This is a genomic window from Actinoplanes sp. NPDC020271, assembly GCF_044388125.1.
Taxonomy (GTDB): Bacteria; Actinomycetota; Actinomycetes; order Mycobacteriales; family Micromonosporaceae; genus Actinoplanes.
The window spans coordinates 66351-84376 of sequence record NZ_JBIRWQ010000002.1 but is presented as its reverse complement, the minus strand read 5'-3'; the positions used below and the strand labels follow the sequence as shown (position 1 = coordinate 84376).

At 70.2% G+C, this 18026-nt stretch carries 16 protein-coding genes; 8 read left to right on the top strand and 8 right to left on the bottom strand.

Translation table 11 applies throughout. The annotated features are described in order from the left end of the window. Nucleotides 1-5: 5 nt before the first annotated feature. On the top strand, nucleotides 6-1634 hold the full coding sequence (locus ACH442_RS04160; RefSeq protein WP_396121109.1) for an amidohydrolase: 1629 nt from the start codon (nucleotides 6-8) through the stop codon (nucleotides 1632-1634). Here ACH442_RS04160 and ACH442_RS04155 read toward each other — a convergent pair. Continuing rightward, nucleotides 1622-2701, bottom strand: a complete 1080-nt coding sequence (locus ACH442_RS04155) for an alpha/beta hydrolase fold domain-containing protein (RefSeq protein WP_396121108.1) — start codon at nucleotides 2699-2701, stop codon at nucleotides 1622-1624. The two genes, ACH442_RS04160 and ACH442_RS04155, sit on opposite strands and share 13 nt — an antisense overlap. After that, on the bottom strand, nucleotides 2698-3960 hold the full coding sequence (locus ACH442_RS04150; RefSeq protein WP_396121107.1) for an amidohydrolase family protein: 1263 nt from the start codon (nucleotides 3958-3960) through the stop codon (nucleotides 2698-2700). Before ACH442_RS04150 ends, ACH442_RS04155 begins: the two co-directional genes overlap by 4 nt. A gap of 215 nt (nucleotides 3961-4175) precedes the next feature. Here ACH442_RS04150 and ACH442_RS04145 point away from each other — a divergent pair, with 215 nt between their 5' ends. Next, entirely contained in the window at nucleotides 4176-5450 is a 1275-nt protein-coding gene (locus tag ACH442_RS04145; protein ID WP_396337071.1) for an MFS transporter, read from the top strand. A gap of 21 nt (nucleotides 5451-5471) precedes the next feature. On the opposite strand, the gene ACH442_RS04140 is transcribed toward ACH442_RS04145, so the two are convergent. Genes ACH442_RS04140 through ACH442_RS04130 form a run of 3 tightly spaced genes read right to left on the bottom strand, consistent with a single transcriptional unit; the run spans nucleotide 5472 to nucleotide 7296 of the window. Continuing rightward, nucleotides 5472-5690 carry a hypothetical protein gene (locus ACH442_RS04140; protein WP_396121106.1) on the bottom strand — a complete coding sequence of 73 codons (219 nt, stop codon included), beginning with the start codon at nucleotides 5688-5690 and terminating at the stop codon, nucleotides 5472-5474. A gap of 53 nt (nucleotides 5691-5743) precedes the next feature. Next, nucleotides 5744-6529, bottom strand: a complete 786-nt coding sequence (locus ACH442_RS04135) for an SDR family NAD(P)-dependent oxidoreductase (RefSeq protein ID WP_396121105.1) — start codon at nucleotides 6527-6529, stop codon at nucleotides 5744-5746. A gap of 11 nt (nucleotides 6530-6540) precedes the next feature. Beyond that, nucleotides 6541-7296 carry an SDR family NAD(P)-dependent oxidoreductase gene (locus tag ACH442_RS04130; RefSeq protein ID WP_396121104.1) on the bottom strand — a complete coding sequence of 252 codons (756 nt, stop codon included), beginning with the start codon at nucleotides 7294-7296 and terminating at the stop codon, nucleotides 6541-6543. Nucleotides 7297-7414: 118 nt separating this feature from the next. Here ACH442_RS04130 and ACH442_RS04125 point away from each other — a divergent pair, with 118 nt between their 5' ends. The 4 genes from ACH442_RS04125 to ACH442_RS04110 are packed head-to-tail and all read left to right on the top strand — an operon-like array spanning nucleotide 7415 to nucleotide 10551. Then, entirely contained in the window at nucleotides 7415-8212 is a 798-nt protein-coding gene (locus ACH442_RS04125; RefSeq protein ID WP_396121103.1) for an IclR family transcriptional regulator, read from the top strand. Then, complete coding sequence (locus ACH442_RS04120; RefSeq protein ID WP_396121102.1) at nucleotides 8209-8808, top strand: carboxymuconolactone decarboxylase family protein; 600 nt, start codon at nucleotides 8209-8211, stop codon at nucleotides 8806-8808. The genes ACH442_RS04125 and ACH442_RS04120 overlap by 4 nt, the downstream gene beginning before the upstream one ends. Nucleotides 8809-8845: 37 nt before the next feature. Further along, on the top strand, nucleotides 8846-9718 hold the full coding sequence (locus ACH442_RS04115; RefSeq protein WP_396121101.1) for a fumarylacetoacetate hydrolase family protein: 873 nt from the start codon (nucleotides 8846-8848) through the stop codon (nucleotides 9716-9718). Then, entirely contained in the window at nucleotides 9718-10551 is an 834-nt protein-coding gene (locus tag ACH442_RS04110) for a fumarylacetoacetate hydrolase family protein (RefSeq protein ID WP_396121100.1), read from the top strand. The genes ACH442_RS04115 and ACH442_RS04110 overlap by 1 nt, the downstream gene beginning before the upstream one ends. Before the next feature lie 70 nt (nucleotides 10552-10621). Here ACH442_RS04110 and ACH442_RS04105 read toward each other — a convergent pair whose 3' ends face one another. After that, complete coding sequence (locus ACH442_RS04105; RefSeq protein WP_396121099.1) at nucleotides 10622-11329, bottom strand: hypothetical protein; 708 nt, start codon at nucleotides 11327-11329, stop codon at nucleotides 10622-10624. A 207-nt stretch (nucleotides 11330-11536) separates the two neighbouring features. Here ACH442_RS04105 and ACH442_RS04100 point away from each other — a divergent pair, with 207 nt between their 5' ends. Both ACH442_RS04100 and ACH442_RS04095 read left to right on the top strand, forming a co-directional pair. Continuing rightward, nucleotides 11537-12235 (top strand): laminin G domain-containing protein, encoded by a 699-nt coding sequence (locus ACH442_RS04100; RefSeq protein WP_396121098.1) that lies wholly within the window; start codon nucleotides 11537-11539, stop codon nucleotides 12233-12235. A 179-nt stretch (nucleotides 12236-12414) separates the two neighbouring features. Further along, nucleotides 12415-13539, top strand: coding sequence for an LCP family protein (locus ACH442_RS04095; protein WP_396121097.1), 1125 nt, complete (start codon nucleotides 12415-12417; stop codon nucleotides 13537-13539). 86 nt (nucleotides 13540-13625) lie between these two features. Here ACH442_RS04095 and ACH442_RS04090 read toward each other — a convergent pair whose 3' ends face one another. Next, the gene (locus tag ACH442_RS04090; RefSeq protein WP_396121096.1) at nucleotides 13626-16190 is read right to left on the bottom strand and encodes an EAL domain-containing protein; all 2565 of its coding nucleotides are present in this window, start codon (nucleotides 16188-16190) and stop codon (nucleotides 13626-13628) included. A gap of 188 nt (nucleotides 16191-16378) precedes the next feature. Continuing rightward, nucleotides 16379-17863, bottom strand: a complete 1485-nt coding sequence (araA, locus tag ACH442_RS04085) for an L-arabinose isomerase (protein ID WP_396121095.1) — start codon at nucleotides 17861-17863, stop codon at nucleotides 16379-16381. Between the last annotated feature and the right edge of the window lie 163 nt (nucleotides 17864-18026).

The window sequence follows — 18026 nt, the reverse complement described above, 5'->3', positions numbered from 1 at the left end:
GGCGCATGGTCGCCGATCTGATCCTCACCAACGGTCCCGTCTTCACCGCTGACCCCCTGCGCGGGCCGGCCACCACCGTGGCCGTCGCGCAGGGGCGGGTCCTCGCGGTCGGCGCCGACGACGTCCGCGACCTGGCCGGCCCGCGGACCGAGGTGATCGACCTGGCCGGCCGGCTGCTGCTGCCCGGCTTCCAGGACGCGCACGTGCACGCCGTGCTCGGCGGCACCGAGCTCAACCAGTGCGACCTGACCGGCACCACCGACCTCGACGAATACCTGCGCCGCGTCCAGGATTACGCCGACGCCCACCCCGGGCTGGAATGGATCAGCGGCGGCGGCTGGGCCATGGAGGTCTTCCCCGGTGGCGTCCCCGGCCGTGAGCTGCTCGACCGGGTCGTCCCCGACCGCCCGGTCTACCTGATCAACCGTGACCACCACGGCGCCTGGGTCAACAGCCGCGCCCTGGAGATCGCCGGGATCGACGAGCGGACACCCGACCCGGCCGACGGCCGCATCGACCGGCGGCCCGACGGCACCCCGGCCGGTGGGCTGCAGGAGGGTGCGATGCAGCTCGTCGCGAAACTGCTGCCCGAGGTGACCCCGGCCGAGCGGCTCGCCGGGCTGCTCCGGGCGCAGACGCTGCTGCACTCGCTCGGCGTCACCGCCTGGCAGGATGCGATGCTCTGCGCGTCCAACGGCTACCCCGACGTCTCCGACGCCTACCTCGAGGCGGCCGCCACCGGGCAGCTGACCGCCACGGTCGTCGGCGCCCTCTGGTGGGATCGGGACCGTGGCGCCGAGCAGATCCCCGACCTGCTGGCCAAGCGCGAGCGGCACACCGTCGGGCGGCTGCGCGCCGACAGCGTGAAACTGATGCTCGACGGCGTCGCGGAGAACTTCACGGCCGCCATGACCCAGCCCTATCGCGACTCGTGCGGGTGCGCCACCACGAATGCGGGGCTGTCGTTCATCGACCCGGCCGCCCTGCGCGAGTTCGTCACCTCGCTCGACGCGCACGGCTTCCAGACCCACTTCCACGCCCTCGGGGACCGGGCGGTGCGGGAAGCGCTCGACGCGGTGGCGGCGGCCCGGGCCGCCAACGGGTTCCGCGACACCCGGCCCCACCTGGCCCACCTGCAGGTCGTGCACCCCGACGACGTCCCGCGGTTCCGGGCGCTCGGCGCGACGGCCAACCTGCAGGCGTTCTGGGCCTCGCACGAGCCGCAGATGGACGAGCTGACCATCCCGTTCCTGACGCCCGAGCTGGCCGGGCGGCAATACCCGTTCGGTGACCTGTGGCGGGCCGGGGTGCACCTGGCCGCCGGCAGCGACTGGCCGGTGACCACACCCGACCCGTTGCAGGGCATCCACGTCGCGGTCAACCGGGCTCACCACGGGAGTGGGTATGACGCCTTCCTGCCGGGGCAGGAACTCGATCTGGCCACGGCGTTGACGGCGTACACGGCCGGGTCGGCATTCGTGAACCGGCTCGACGACACCGGGAGCATCCGGCCCGGGTTCCGGGCTGACCTCGTCGTGCTGGACCGGGACCCGTTCGCGGGGCCGCCCGGCGAGATCGGGGACGCGTCGGTGGCGATGACCTTCGTCGACGGGAGGCCCGTCTATACGGCGTGATCCAGCAGGAAGCGCACCGACCTGTCCGTCACGGCGCGGGTCGACGGCTCGTCCAGCTCCGGGAACATGTGGCCGGCGCCTGGGACCAGCACGACCGTCGCTGTGCCGCCGGCCGCGCGCAGGGCCTCGGCCAGGCGCTCCGACTGGCGGGCGGGGACGGCCAGGTCCGCGTCGCCGTGCAGGAACAGGAACGGCGGCGCGCCCCGGCGGACGTGGTGGACCGGGCTCGCGGCGGCGACCAGGTCCGGGACGTCGTCGAGAGCCGCGCCGAGCAGCGAACCCTCACGGGACGCGGCGCTGCGGTCGGGCCGGCCGCCGGCCTCCGCGATGTCCTTCGCGAGGGCGTCGAGGTCGGTGACCGGGTACCAGCAGACCACGGCGCTGATGCGGGGGCGGGCCGGCCGGTCGGACGTGGGTGCGGGCTCCTGCGCGGCCAGCTGAGCGGGTGCGGCCGGCAGGGTGGTCGCAGCCGGCGGGGTGAGCGCGGGCGACGGGGTGAGCGCGGGCGACGGGGTGAGCGCGGGCGACGGGGTGAGCGCGGGCGACGGGGTGAGCGCGGGCGACGGGGTGAGCGCGGGCGGCGGGGTGAGCGCGGGCGGCGGGGTGAGCGCGGGCGGCGGGGTGAGCGCGGGCGGCGGGGTGAGCGCGGGCGGCGGGGTGAGCGCGGGCGGCTGCGTGAGAGCGGCGAGGGCGGCGAGGTGGCCGCCGGCGGAGACACCCCAGATCACGGTGCGGTCGGTGGTGATCCCGAAGTCGGCGCGGTGCTCGGCGAGGAAGTCGAGGGCCGCCGTCACGTCGTCCAGCTGGGCCGGAAACTGCGCCTCCGCGGACAGCCGGTAGTCGACGGAGGCGATGGCCAGGCCGGTGCTCACGGCGTACGGGAAGAATCCGGGTTTCCCGGTTGTGACGTTGCCCGGGCCCGCGGTGCGGGAGCCGGCGCGCCAGCCGCCGCCGTGCAGGTAGACGCAGAGCGCCTCCGGGTTCTCGGGGACGTAGAGGTCGAGGGCGAGCGGCCGGAAGCCCGGCCGCCTCGCGAAGATGACCGCTTTGTACTCCGTGGTGCTCACGCGGCGACCGGGGTCTTGTGGAACGTGCCGCTCTGCATGATCGCGAGCAGGTTGCCGGAGTCCTGCAGCAGGCGCAGATCTTCGGCGGGGTTGCCGCGCACGACGAGCACGTCGGCGATCCAGCCCTCCCTGAGCATGCCCAGGTTCCCGAAGCCGACCAGTTCGCCGCCGAGTTTCGTGGCCGCGACCAGCATCTCCAGCGGCGTGTACCCGAGCACGTCGACGAAGAGCTGCAGGTCACGGGCGTTGCGGCCGATCGGGTTGTTCGGGAAGCCGTAGTCGCCGCCGGGCAGCGCCCGGATGCCGCGCTTGCGGATCTCCGGGTAGACGCGGGCCATCCCCTCCAGCGCGTCGACCGAGCCCATCTTCTCGGCCACCTCGCGGGTGATGCCGAACTCCTCGCCCTCGTGCACGTTGGCGTAGATGATGCCGGGTGCGGGCGAGACGAAGACCGTGTCCTTGACCGATTCCAGCAGGTCCAGGGCTTCCTCGTCGGCGTAGGTGCAGTGGTAGATCGACCGGAACCCGGCCCGCACCGCGATCTTGACGGACTCGGCCGACTGCGCGTGGCAGTTGAGCCAGACGCCGGACTCGCGCGCCTGCTCCCCGGCCGCGCGGGCCTCCTCCTCGGTGTACTGGGTGAGGTGCGAGCCGCCCGGCACGAACACGTCGTCGTTGCTGAGCAGGAATTTCACGCTGTCGTAGCCTTGCGCGGCCATGTCGCGCACCCAGCGGCGGCACGCGTCCGGCCCCTGCCAGTCGGGTTCGACGTGGCCGTCCGGCCGGACCGGGTGGTTGTCACGTTCCATGCTCGCCGCGCGCATCCGCGGCCCGGGCACGACACCGGCCTTGATCTTGTCGCGCAGGATCACCTCGACCGGCATCGGGAGGATCGACCCGGCCGAGTACGCCGAGGTGAAGCCGTGGTCGAGCAGGATCTTCGCGTTGCGCTCGGCCCGCGCCAGCTCGGACTCCAGGCCCTCGATGTGCGTGAAGAAGCTGACGTCGAGCGGCGGGTTGAAGCTCGGGTCGATGTGCCCGACCGCGGACGGGAACGTCAGGTGACAGTGCGACTCGATCATGCCGGGCATCACGGTGCAGCCGGTCGCGTCGACGATCACGTCGTCCGGCTCGTGCGTGTCCCGCCGGCCGGCGTGCACCTCGGTCACCCGGTCGCCCTCGACGACGACCTCACCGGGGGCCGGGGCGGAGCCTGAGCCGTCGAAGACCAGTCCGTTGGTGAAAACCGTGCGCGCCATGGCTCCGCCACTTTCACTAGGTGAGAATCACTTTCCAGTGCGTGTCACCCGAGTGTTTCTCGGTTCGCGCGCATGTGTCAACCGCCACAAGATCTTCCAGGTCGTGGCTCCTGATCGGTGGACATGCGCGACTGCCGGGCTTAATGTCGCGGCAATCACCTTGAAAACAGCTTTCGCACAGTGAAAGTGCAGCCTGGGAGGCCTTCGTGTCCGACATGTCGCCCGCTTCGGTCGTCCCACCTGACGATGATGTTCGGCCGCCCGCCGACCGGCCTGAGACGAAACTGCTCGTCCCGGCGCTCGTGCTCGCCGCGTTCGGCCTCTACTTCGCCGGCCTCACGCCGCAGATCGTCACGCTCGCCGTCCGGATCACCGAGATCGACCCGGACGGCAAGACCGTCGCGCTCTCCACCGTCATCGGTGCCGGCGCGGTCATGTCGATCGTGTCGCTGCCACTGTTCGGCGCCCTCAGCGATCGAACCCGGTCACGCTTCGGCCGGCGCCGCCCCTGGCTCGTCGGCGGTGCGATCGCCGCGCTGCTCGGCCTGATCATCGCCGGCAGCGTCCCGAGCGTCGGCGGCGTCGCCGTGGGCTGGGCGATCGGGTCGCTCGGGGTCAGCGCCGCGTTCTCCGGCTTCCTGCCACTGATCCCCGAACTCGTCCCCGACCGGCTGCGCGCCCGCCTCTCCGGCCTGATCGGTTTCGTCGTCGCCCTGTCGGTCCTCAGCGGCGTCTTCCTCGGCAGCGAACTCATCCACCAGCAGCTGCTCATGCTGGCCGGGCCCGGCGTCGTCGCGGTCGCCGCCGCACTGCTCCTGGCCCAGGTCATCCGCCACGCCGACCGTCCCGCCACCGGTGATCTCCCGGCTTTCGGAATACGGGACTTCGCCGCCAGTTACTGGATCCGCACCGGCGGCGACCGCGACTTCGCGTGGAACTGGATCAGCCGGTTCCTGATCGGCCTGGCGTACGTGGGCGTGCAGACCTACGCGACGTACTACCTGACCGACACGGTCGGGATGTCGATCGACGACGCCACCGCGAAGTACGCGACGTTCACCGCGATCTCCACGCCGGTCTCGGTGGTCTGTTTCCTGCTCTCCGGCTACCTCTCGGACCGCCTCGGCCGGCGCAAGGCGTTCGTGACGGCCGGCGCGGTCATCCTGGCCGTGGGCCTGGTCGTCGCCTCGGTCACGCGGTCACTCGACGGTTTCCTGGCCGCGTGGCTGATCCTCTCGGCCGGTCAGGCCGTCTACCTGACCGTGGACATCGCCATCGCCGCGGAAGTGGTGCCGGACCAGGCCCACGCGGGCAAGGCCATGAGCGTCTACCAGGTGGCCACTCTGCTCCCGAACGTGGGCGCCCCGATCGTGGCCGTCGCCGTTCTGGCCGCCGGCGGCTCCTCGAACTACCCGGCGTTCTTCGCCGTCCTGGCCGTCCTCGGCCTGCTCTCCGCGGTGACGATCCGGTTCGTCCGGCGCATCCGCTGACCCCACGGCCTCAGCCGGCGCTCATCGCCGCTCCGCATCTCCGGAGTGGCCGTGAGCGCCGGCCGCGTCTCTGGACCTCTGGCGGTGCATCATGGTCAGACCGGCGGCGACCACGATCAGGGCCAGACCGAACGGGAACCAGCTGCGGTCGACGGCATCGCCGCCGAACAGGACGAACAACTCCACCGCGACGCCGGCCAGAGCCAGGGCCAGGGTGAGAACACGCACCCGACGAGACATCGGTCCCCCATCGATGGACAGGGGACCGATGCTCGCAGGGATGCGGCTGACGATCAAGCGCCGATCATGTTGTAGCCGCCGTCGGCGACCATGAACGAGCCGGTCATGTGCGCGGCGTCGTCGGTGGCCAGGAACAGGGCGGCGCCGGCCAGCTCGGCCGGGCCCGGGATGCGGCCCATCGGGGTCATCGCCCGGAGCTTGTCGCCGCGGCCGGACTTCCAGTCGTCGCGCTTCAGCGTGGCCTCCGTCTCGATGAAGCCGGGGGCGAAGACGTTCACGCGGACCACGGGGGCGAAAGCCGCCGCATACGACTTCGTCAGGCCGATGATGCCGTATTTGGCGGCGGCGTACTGGGGTGCGCGGGCGGAACCGCGGACCACGACCGTCGAGCCGATGTTGACGATGTTGCCGTGGCCCTGGTCCAGCATGCGGGCACCGAACTCGTGGACGCAGAGCAGCGTGCCCTTGATGTCGACGTCGAGGACGTGGTCGATCGACTCCTCGGTGATGTCGCGCCACGACATCTGGTCGCGGGCGACGTCACCGACGTTGTTGATCAGGACGTCGAGGCCGCCGAAGGCCGTGAACGACTCGTCGGCCAGGCGCTTGATGTCGTCCCAGCTGGTGATGTCGGCCTGGAACAGGTGGGCCTCGCCACCGATCGCACGGATGCGCTCGGCGGTCCGCTCGGCGCCGTCCTTGGAGCTGCGGTAGTGCACGCCGACCCGGGCGCCTTCCTGGGCGGCGCGGAACGCGAGCTCCGCCCCGAAGCCGGTGCCGGCCCCGGTGACCAGCACGGACCGGCCCGGGAAGCGCTGAGTGATGACAGGGTGGGACACGAGCGAACTCCTTAGACGAGGGTGCGGCCACCGTCGATGTAGAGGATCTGACCGGTGACGAACGCCGCCCGGTCCGAAGCGAGGAACGTGATCGCGTCGGCGACCTCGGCGGGGCGGCCGAGCCGACCGGCCGGGACGAGCGACTCGAGCTTCTCCCGGTTGCCGTCCTTGTCGAGATACGCCTTGGTCAAGCCGGTCTCGATGTAGCCGGGAGCGACCCCGTTGACGGTAACGCCGTGCGGTGCCCATTCCCGGGCCATCACGCGCAGCAGCTGGTTGAGCCCGCCCTTGGTCGCCGCGTAGGGCGCGTGGTGGGCGTGGGCGAGCAGCCCGGAGACCGACGAGCAGAAGACCATCCGGCCGTAGCCCTGGGTGACCATGGCCCGGCCGACGGCCTGACCGGTCCAGTAGGCCGTCGACAGGTTCAGGTTCAGCACCGACTCCCAGTCGTCGTCGTCCAGCTCGACGAGTGGTTTGCGCACGTTGCGCCCGACGGCGTGCAGGAACACGTCGAGGCCCCCGAGCTGGGAGACCGCTTCCGCGACGAGGGCTCGGCAGGCCGACGCCGTACGCACATCGGTGTGGACGGTGTGGATTTCCGCCCCTGACTCCTTGACGCGGAGCCGGACTGCCTCCAGGGCCTCCGCGTCGACGTCGGCCAGGAGCACGCGCGCCCCGGCGAGGGCGAGTGCCTGCGCGCCGGCGCCGCCAAGACCGCCCGCGCCGACCACCAGGGTGGGACGCTCACGTAGTTGCAACCAGTCCATCCGCCCTCACCGTTCCCGGAAGCACTTGCTAACTTTCACTAGATGAAAGTAGGTTTCTTGCGTCAACGCTAGACCGCGGCACGGACCTCTGTCCAGCCGTGCGAGAGGGAGGTCGAGGATGCGAATGCCGGAGAAGAAGGACGGGGAGAAACCCGAGTACCGGGTGGAGGCCCTGGCCAAGGGCCTGCGGATCCTCTCGCTCTTCAGCGAGCAGCGCCCCACCTGGCGGGTCAGCGACATCGCCCCGGCGGTCGGGATGCCGCTGCCCACCGTCTACCGGGTGGTGATGACACTGACCGCCGAGGGCTATCTCGACCATCTGCCGAACGGCGATTACCGCCCGGGGGTACGAGTTCTGACCCTCGGCACCGCCGCCCTGCGCAGCCTGGATCTGGTCGAGCTGGCCACGCCCCGGCTGCAGCAACTGTCCACGGCGACCGGCGAGACGGTCAACCTGGCCGTGCTCACCGCCGACCAGGTGCTCTACCTGGTCCGGCTGCGCAACTCGGACCTGGTGACGGCGAACATCCAGGTCGGCTCGACGCTGCCGGCCGTGCACACGTCGATCGGCAAACTGCTGCTCGCGCACCTCGACGAGGACGATCTGAAGTCACGAGTGACGGAGAGTTCCTTCGCCCGCCTGCACGGGCCGAACGCGAAGGTCAGCCTGGACGAGCTGCGCGACGAACTGGCGAAGATCCGTAACGACGGCTGGGCGATGCAGGACGAGGAGCTGGCGTACGGGCTGCGGTCGGTCGCGGCACCGGTCCGCAACGCCGACGGGGTCGTCGTCGCCGGGGCGAACCTGGCCGTGCAGTCGCGCGACTGGTCCACGCAGCGGATCGTCCGCGAGCTCAAACCGCTGATCAGCGAGGCCTGCCAGGACATCTCGGCGCTGCTGGGCCACCAAGGATGAGGCTGCCGAGGTTCCGCCCGGAGGAACTGGACGACGAGCAGCGCGCGGTCTACGACGCGATCGCCGACGGCCCCCGCGCGAGCGGCTCGGCGTTCCGGCTCGTGGACGAGGACGGCGGGCTGGAGGGGCCGTTCAACGCGATGCTGTTGCAGCCCGCGCTGGGCGGCGCGCTCCAGCAACTCGGCAGCGCGGTGCGCTACCGCACCGCGCTGACCACCCGGGCCAGGGAGATCGCGATTCTCACGGTCGCCCGGGTCCAGCAGTCCGATTTCGAGCGGTACGCCCATGAAGCCGTCGCCACGGCAGCCGGTTTCACGGCGTCCGAGGTGAACGGTCTGCGGCACGGTGACGTCAGCGCCTTTCCCGACCCGGCCGATCGGCTGGTCCTCGATCTCGCGACGGCGCTGGCCGAGCGCGGTGACCTGACCGGCGACGAGTTCGCGAGCGCCCGCGATCACCTCGGCCTGCCGGTGTTGTTCGAGCTCACGACACTGATCGGCTACTACTGCACGCTTGCTCTCCAGTTGCGGGTGTTCCGGGTCGCAACACCGGGGTCCCTTGACACCGCGGGTTCCGCGACGGAGGATTTTTCGTAAATGAAAAAGACTTTCACACAGTGAAAACGAGGCGAGCATGCGACTGGTGACATTCGACGAGGGACGGGTCGGCCGGATCGAGGGCGACGAGGTCGTCGAGCTGGCGGTCGGCTCGACCCGCGAATACTTCGAGCGCGGCGGTGTCGTGGACGAGACCCACACGGTGCTGCCGCTGGAAAGCGTGCGGCTGCGCGCGCCGATCCAGCCGAAGAAGTTCTTCCACACCGCCGGCAACTTCGCCGTGCACCACCAGGAACTGCAGAAGGTGAACTGGTCGCACCCGGTGCACAAGGGCATCGTGTTCTTCCAGAACGTGGACGCGATCATCGGCCCCGAGGACGACATCGTCTACCCGGAGGGGCTGACCGAGGAGCTGGACTACGAGCTGGAGCTGGCCGTGATCATCGGCAGATCCGGCCGCTGGTTCGGGCGTGCGGAAGCCGGCGACTACATCGCGGGCTACACCGTGTTCAACGACATCACCGCCCGCGACATCCAGCGGCGCGAGATGCAGTCCGGCGTGTTCTCGTTCTCCAAGGGCATCGACACGTTCTGCCCGATCGGGCCGTGGATCGTCACCGCCGACGAGATCGGCGACCCGCACGACCTGGGCATGGAGCTGCGGGTCAACGGTGAGGTGCGGCAGTCCGGCAACACCTCGGACATGGTTCTCAAGCTGGCGGACCTGGTCGCGTTCCACTCGCCGCAGGGTTACTCGGCCGGCGACATCATCACCACCGGCACGATCTCCGGGGTGGCGGCCGTGCAGCCGAACCCGTTCGACTGCTACCTCAAGCCCGGAGACGTGGTCGAGGCCGAGATCCAGGGCGTGGGCCTGCTGCGCAACACGGTGGTGCCGTGGAAGTCGGCGCACGACACCGAGCCCTACTCCAGCTCGATCTACAGCTGATGCGGTTCGGGACCCTTTCCGGGCGCCTGGTCGTCGTCGACGGCGACCGCGCGCTCGACGTCGAGAAGCACAGCGGCGGCCGGTTCTCCGCGGACGCCAACACGACCCTCGCCCGGTTCACCGAGTTCGCCGCGTGGGCCGCGACCGCGGACTTCGCCGAGGCGGTGCCGTTCGCCGCCGACGAGCTGGGTGCGCCGTCCCCGCGGCCGCGGCAGGTCTTCGCGGTCGCGTTGAACTACCGGCCGCACGCCGCCGAGGCCGGGTTCCAGGCGCCGGACGAGCCGCTGCTGTTCACCAAGTTCCCCAGCTGCATCACCGGGCCGGTCACCGAGGTGACGCTGCCGCCCGGGAAGCCGGACTGGGAGATCGAGGTGGTCGCCGTGATCGGGACGGGCGGGCACCGGATTGCGCGGGCCGACGCGTGGGACGCGGTGGCCGGGCTGACCGTGGGGCAGGATCTGTCCGAGCGGGCGGTCCAGTCGCGGGGCAAGCCGGCGCAGTTCTCGCTGGGCAAGTCGTTCCCCGGGTTCGGGCCGACCGGGCCGGTCGCGGTGAGCACGGATGAGTTCGGCGACCGGGACGACCTCGGGTTCGAGTGCTTCCTCGGCGACGAGCGCGTCCAGCACGGGCGGACCAGCGAGATGATCTTTCCGATCGATGAACTGGTTGTGAAGATCTCGGCGGTGTGCCCGTTGCTGCCCGGGGACCTGATCTTCACCGGGACACCGGCCGGCGTGGGCAACCGGCGCGAACCGCCGCGCTGTCTCCAGCCCGGGGAGGTGCTCGTCAGCCGGGTGGACGGGATCGGGGAGATCCGCCAGCACTTCCGCTGACACGGCGTACCGCGGCAAGCGAAACGGCCAGGACCACGCCGGTCCTGGCCGTTTCTCGCCTCGCTGGAGCTCAGTGCTCCTCGTCCGGCTGCGCGGGCTCGCCGGTGACCGCGTGATGGCCGTGGCGGGGGCCGGCCTCGATCTCCTCGGCGACCGGCTCCTCGTCGATCACCTCGGCGGTGACCTGCGGCGCGTCGGCCCAGAGGGCGCGCAGCTGGCCCTGCATGAACTGGGTCAGGCGGCCCCGGTACTCCCGGTCGAAGTTCTCCAGCGCCTCGATCTGCTGCTGCAGCGCCTCACGCTTGGCACCGAGGCTGCCGACCACGTCGTCATAGCGCTGCTGGGCCTGCAGTTTCAGCTGCTCGGCGCCGTGCATCGCGTCGGCGCCGATGGACTCGGCCCGCTGACGGGCGTCCGCGACGATCTTGTCGGCGGCACGGCGGGCCTCCTCGGCGCGCGACTGCGCCTCCCGGGCCATCTGCTCGGCCGCGGACCGCGCCTCGGCGAGCACCCGGTCGGCCTCCTGGCGCACGTTGTTGGCGTGGGCCTGCGCGTCACGGGCGATCTGCTCGGCGGCCGCGAGCGCGTCGGTGCGGATCTTGTCCGCGTGGTGCTGAGCGCTGGCGACGTGCTCCTCGGCGGTGCGCTGCGCGAGGGCGAGCACCTGCAGAGCCTGGTTGGGCAGGCCGGAGCTGGGCAGGCCGGGGCCCGGCAGGCCCGAGTTGGGCGCGATCACCTTGTGCTCCGAGGTCTCACCGTCAGTCCCGTTCAGCAGCACTTCGCCACGATCCTTATCTTCACTGGAGCGCCATGACGACCGAGGGGTTGTCACTCATGATCGGCGGGATGCTACCAAGCTGAACCGGCACTCAGCCAGGGTCGGCGAGCACCCGACGGATGGGGTTTTGCCTGGTTATTTGCATTAGTCAGGGTATGCGCGATTAGTCTCGTAAGGATTCTGTTCCGACATCCCCCGAGGTCCCCGATGCGACGATGGTTCCCGCTGCTGGCCACGACGATCCTGCTGACCGGTACGCCGATGCCGGCGCACGCCTCGGCGGTCGCCACGATCGCGTACTGGGGCATGGACGAGCCGTACGGCGCCACCCGGATGTCCGACAGCAGCGGGAACCGACTTGACGGACAGATCGGCGGCGAGGTCGGCACCGGGACGGCCGTGCGGGGCGCGACCGGGTACCGCTTCGACCGGCTCGAACCGGACACCCCGCCGGCCCACCCCGGCCATCTGGTCGTGGTTCCGGACGACCCGGCGATGAATCCCGGCGCCCGGGACTTCGCGGTGACGCTGCGGCTGCGCACCACCGGCCATTTCGGCAATATCATCCAGAAAGGCCAGTCCGCGACCGAGGGCGGCAACTTCAAGCTGCAGATCCCGAACGGGAAGGTGCAGTGCTCGTTCCGGGGCGACCGGGGCGTGCTGGAGGCGGACGCGCCCTACGCGATCAACGACGGCGCCTGGCACGTCGTGACCTGCGTGCGGGTGAGCACCGGGGTGGCGCTCGCCATCGACGGGCAGCGGGTCGCGGGACGGCAGGGGTGGACCGGCGCCATCCGCAACAACTGGCCTCTGACGATCGGCGGGAAGCTGGACTGCGACCAGCGGACCGTCGGATGCGATTACTACGCGGGGGACCTGGACTACGTGAGCCTCGCTACCGCATGATCGACCGCGTACCGAAGTTACGTGCTCACAGCATGAAGTTCAACTTCCGTTAACCTAAAAGTCATCCATAATCCATCTGTTCGCAGACAGCATTTTGCCGTGTCAACCCCGTCTTTGAAGGTGGAACCACCACCTGACCACGGGGAGATGTTTTGGCAGCCACCGGCAAACGACGACGAATGCCCCGATGGGCCCTCTGGACCGCGATCCTGGGCGCGTTACTGCTGGTGGCGGGCGGTGGCAGCGTGGTCGCCATGAGGGTGACGCTGCAGGCGGCCGAGAAACAGATCGACAAGGAAGACCTGATCCCGGTCGACCCCAAGCCCACGGAGAAGGTCGACACCAGCCTCGACGGGGCGAAGAACATCCTCCTCGTCGGCATCGACCAGCGCCCCGACGAGACCAACGGCGAGGCGCTGCGCTCCGACTCGATCATCCTGCTGCACATCAACAAGGACCACAGCAGCGGTTACATGATCTCGCTGCCGCGCGACAGCTGGGTGACGATCCCGGCCTACAACAACGGCAGGACGAGCCGGAACTCCGGCAAGGACAAGATCAACGCCGCTTTCGCGTACGGGACCATGGGCCTGAAGGGCAACGAGGCGCTGAAACACGGCTTCGAGCTGCTCACCATGACGATCAAGGAGCTGACCGGCATCACCCCCGACGCCGGAGCGATCATCGACTTCCAGGGCTTCCGGGCCGTCGTCAACGTGCTCGGCCGCGTCTGCATGACCGTCGACACCACGACCACCTCGATCCACCTCGGCAAGGACAAGAACGGTCAGACCGCCAAGCCGTACGTCATCAACAGCAACGGCACGATCAACCACAAGATCGCCGGCGTGACGCCGAACATCTACAAGAAGGGCAACCAGTGCTTCAACCCGAGCCAGGCGCTCGACTTCGTCCGTCAGCGTGACCTGCTGGAGGACAAGTCGCTGGACTACGGGCGGCAGCGGCACCAGCAGCAGTTCTTCAAGGCGATCATCAACCAGGCGATCAAGGACGGCCTCGACTCGCCGACCAAGCTGCCGACGATCCTCGGCGCCTTCGGCAAGGCGATGACGGTGGACGCGCGCGGGCACGAGCTCGTCGACTGGGCCCTGGCCATGCGCAACCTCAAACCGGAGAAGATGATCACCATCAAGACCAACGAGGGCCGGCTGAACTCCGCGACCATCGACGGGAAGAGCGTGGAGAAGCTCAGCGACGACACGATGCAGCTGCTGAGGGCCATCAAGAAGGATCAGATCGACAACTTCCTGCTGACCCACCCGAAGTTCGTCTCGGCCAACTGACCAACTCGCGGGCGAGCGCGCATCGCGACGTGCGGATCGGGTCGCGGCGCCGTGCTTCCCCGTGCGAGGGCGCACGGGGAAGCACCCTAGGCCGGCACCAGCCGTGCTGCGGCAGCTTGGAGCTCGGCCTGCGGAACCGGCCGTGACCAGGTGTAACCCTGGCCGCGATGGCAGCCGAGCAAGCGCAGCGCCGCGGCCTGCGCGGGCGTTTCGACGCCTTCGGCCACGGTCCGCATGCCGATCGCCTGCGCCAGCTTGATGACGACCTCGCTCAGTGCCGTGCCGGCGCCGGGCCCGGTGATCGGGTCGACGAAGCTTTTGTCGATCTTGAGGATGGTCGCGGGCAGCTTCTGGACGTAGCTGAGCGAGCTGTAGCCGGTGCCGAAGTCGTCGAGAGCCAGCTGCACGCCGCACGCCCGCACCGCCCGGAGGGTGTCCATCGCCGCATCGGGCTCGCTGATCAGCGCGGTCTCGGTGATCTCGAGAATCAGCCGGTCGGGAGCGAGCCCGCTGCCGGACAACGCCTCGCGCAGATCCGCGATGAACCGTGGGTGGGTCAGCTGGCGAGCCGAGACGTTGACGCTCACCGTGGCCCCGGCCATGGCCGGCACCACGCTCGGCCAGGCCGCGGCGTCGCGACAGGCCTGGTTCAGCACCCAGCGCCCGAGTTCGATGATCAGGCCGCTCTCCTCGGCCAGCGGGATGAACCGGTCCGGCGACTGCATGCCGTGCCCGGGCCGGTCCCAGCGCACCAGCGCCTCCGCGCCGACCGGCAATCCGGTGTCCAGCGCGATGATGGGCTGGTAGTGCAGCACCAGCTGGCTGTCGAGAATGCCCTGGGCCAGGGCGATCTCGTCGTCCATGCGCCGTTCCGCGGTGCCGGCCATGGCGTCGTCGAAGACGACCGTCTGATCCTTGCCCCGGCTCTTCGCCTGCCGCAACGCGGCATCGGCGTCACGCAGCACCGCGGCCGGGAACTGTTCCGAGTCGTCGCCGGTGATGACCCGGATGCCGATGCTGGCCCGCAGCCGGAACTCGTGCCCGCCGATGATCAAGGGTCGGCGCAGCGCCTGCAGGATCCGGTCGGCGAGCATCAGGTACGGCGTCCCGGCCGACCGGGCCGCGTCCGGCGTGGTGACCACGACGAACTCGTCGGCGCTCAGCCGCGCGACCAGGTCACCGGGGTCCGCCGTCGCCCGGAGCAGTTCCCCGACCAGCCGCAGGAACTGGTCACCGATGGCGTACCCGTGCGCCTCGTTGACCAGCCGGAACCGATCCAGGTTGATCAGCAGCAGGGCGCTGCGGCGAACGGCGGCCCGCCCGCTCCGGCGGATGTGATCCAGCAACAGGCGCCGGTTGGCCAGGTCCGTGACCGGGTCGTGGGTGGCCTGCCAGGCCAGGGCCTCACTGGTCCGCTGCCGTTCGACGACCCGGCCCAGCGCGAGGCCGATCTGCTCCAGGGCACCGACCAGATCGTGCTCCGGCGGCGGGCTGCCGGCGGGCAGGTAGAAGCCCAGCGTTCCGGCGACCTCGCCACCGGCCAGCACCGGCACCGCCACCGCGGACCCGATGCCGCACTCCCCCACGATGGCGCCCATCGCGGTGAGCTCCTCCGGACGGGCGATCCGGGTGAAGGCGTCGGCCGGCACCTGCTCCGCGGTCGGCGCGCTGCCCTGCGCCGCGAGCCGCCGCAGGCCACAGCCGGGCTCCGCCCCGCCGGACGCCTCGTGGGAATGGTCCTCGACGTGCCAGACGACCGGCCCGCAGCCGGCGGTCCAGGCCTGCCCCGCACGCCACCGCAGCCGGGCGCAGACCTCCCGCACCACCTCGGCCGCCGCCTCGGCGAACGAGTTGGCGCTGTTGGCGGTGACCGCGGCGTGCCGGATCAGCGCGGCGGCCTGCTCGGCACGCCGGCGCACCGTGATGTCGCGAGCGATCGCGGTGAACCGCGGGTCGCCGTCGTGGATCCACGCCGACAGTGACAGCTCGACGAGCAGTTCCCGGCCGTCGGCGTGCCTGGCGACCACCTCGACGGTGCGGCCGACGAGCCGGCTGTCGCCGGCCAGCAGGCGGCGCAGGGCTACCGTGAAGGTCCGCTCCTGGTGAGCCGGAACGAGCCGGCCGGGCGGCCCGCCGAGCATGTCGGCGGCGGGATGGCCGAACACCCGCTGGGCGCCCGGGTTCCAGGCGACGACGTGCCCGGCGGCGTCGAGCGTGACGATGCCGTCGCCGGCGGCCCGCGTCTCCAGCAGCCGCTGCGCTGCCGACTGCTCCCCGGCCAGCGACTCGACCGTGCTCAGCAGCCGCCACGAGACACTGTCGTCCGGCCGGACCACGTAGCTGGAGACCAGGGCGGTCAGCAGGGTGCCGTCGCGATGCCGGTACTGCTTCTCCCGGACGACCGAGCGCCGGGTCCCGGAGATCAGATCGCCCATCATCGCCACGTCGGAGTCGTGATCGCCGCTTTGCGTGAAGTCGCCGAAATGCCGTCCGATCAGCTCCTCGGGCGCGTAGCCGAGCATGGCGGCGAACACGTGGTTCACCTCGACGTACCGGCCGGCGTCGTCGACCAGCGTCATCCCGGTGGAGGCATGGTCGAAGGCAGTACGCAGGTTCTCCGGGTCCCGCGCCCGCGATGCGTCGTCGCTCACTGTGACTCCACCTGCCGTGTAAGCCGGATGTATCCGTCATGCCATCGACCGGCGGCGCTGACACCTGAGCCGTTGGCGCGATCGGCCTCGACGGGCGGGGGGAGAGACGTACGCGGGAAGGGGTGAGAGACGCCGAGGCCGCCCGGCACCTCCGGGCGGCCTCGGCCGTCAGCCTGCTCGGCTGCCTCTCAGCGGGCGAGGCCGCGGGCCAGGCGGTGGTAGGCCTGGTTCCAGCGGACCTCCTTGGCGAACTGCCTGGTGGTGGTGTTCTCGTCGATGAGCAGCAGCTCGGTGCCGAGCATGTCGGCCAGGTCGGCCAGTTCCTCGGCGCCGACCGCCGACGAGAGGACCGTGTGGTGCGGGCCGCCCGCGGTCAGCCAGCACTCGGCCGACGTGGAGAGCGACGGGGCCGGCTTCCACACCGCGCGCGCGACCGGCAGCTTCGGCAGCGGCGCGGTCGGCGGCACCACCTCGATCTCGTTGGCGACCAGGCGGAAGCGCTCCCCCAGGTCGGCGAGTCCGAGAACGATCGCCTTGCCGGGTGCGGCGTCGAAGACCAGGCGGACCGGGTCCTCACGGCCACCGATGCCGAGCGGGTGGATCTCCAGCTTCGGCGTGGACGCGGCGATCGACGGGCAGACCTCGAGCATGTGCGCGCCCAGGATGACCTCGTTGCCCGGGGTCAGATCGTAGGTGTAGTCCTCCATGAAGGACGTGCCGCCACCGGGCGCCATCGCCTTCAGGGTGTGGACCAGGACCGACGTCTTCCAGTCGCCCTCGCCGCCGAAACCGTAACCGTCGGCCATGAGCCGCTGCACGGCCAGCCCGGGCAGCTGCTTGAGCCCGCCCAGATCCTCGAAATTGCTGGTGAACGCCTTGAAGCCACCGTCGGTGAGGAACTGCCGGAGTCCGATTTCGATCCTGGCGCCGTAGCGCAGCGACTCCTTCTTCTCGTCGAGCAGGACGCCGGCGACCTCGTAGACGTCCGAGTACTCGCCGACCAGCTTGTCGATCTCCGCATCCAGCACCTGATCGACCACGTCGACAAGATCATTGACGCCGTACGTGTTGACGGAGACCCCGAACCGCAGCTGCGCCTCGACCTTGTCGCCCTCGGTCACCGCGACGTCGCGCATGTTGTCGCCGAACCGGGCCAGCTTCAACGACCGCATCGCCGAGTAGCCGCGGGCCGCCCGCACCCAGGTGGCGATCCGCGCGGCCACGGCCGGGTTGCTGACGTGCCCGGCCACGGTCTTGCGCGGCACGCCGAGCCGGGTCTCGATGAACCCGAACTCACGGTCGCCGTGCGCGGCCTGGTTCAGGTTCATGAAGTCCATGTCGATCTCGGACCAGGGCAGCTCCACGTTGTGCTGCGTGTGCAGGTGCAGCAGCGGGGCCCGTAGCGCGTCCAGGCCGGCGATCCACATCTTGGCCGGCGAGAACGTGTGCATCCAGGTGATCACGCCGAGCACGCCGGGGGTCGACGACGCGCGGCGGCACACGTCGAGGATCTGCTCGGCGCTGGTGAGCACCGGCTGCCAGATGACGTCCGCGTCGAGCTGCGCGTTCAGTTTCTCGGCGATCTCCCGGGACTGGGAGGCGACCTGATCCAGGGTCTCCGGGCCGTAGAGGCCCTGGCTGCCGGTCAGGAACCAGATTTCCCCGTTACTCATCTTGCCCTCCGGATGACCAGGCGCGGTTGGAACGACTCGGTCATCGCGCCCACCGCGTGACCGGGCGTTGTAGGTACGACTCGGTCATCGCGCTCTCCGCGTGACCGGGCGTTGTAGGTACGACTCGGTCATCGCGCTCTCCGCGTGACCAGGCGTTGCAGGT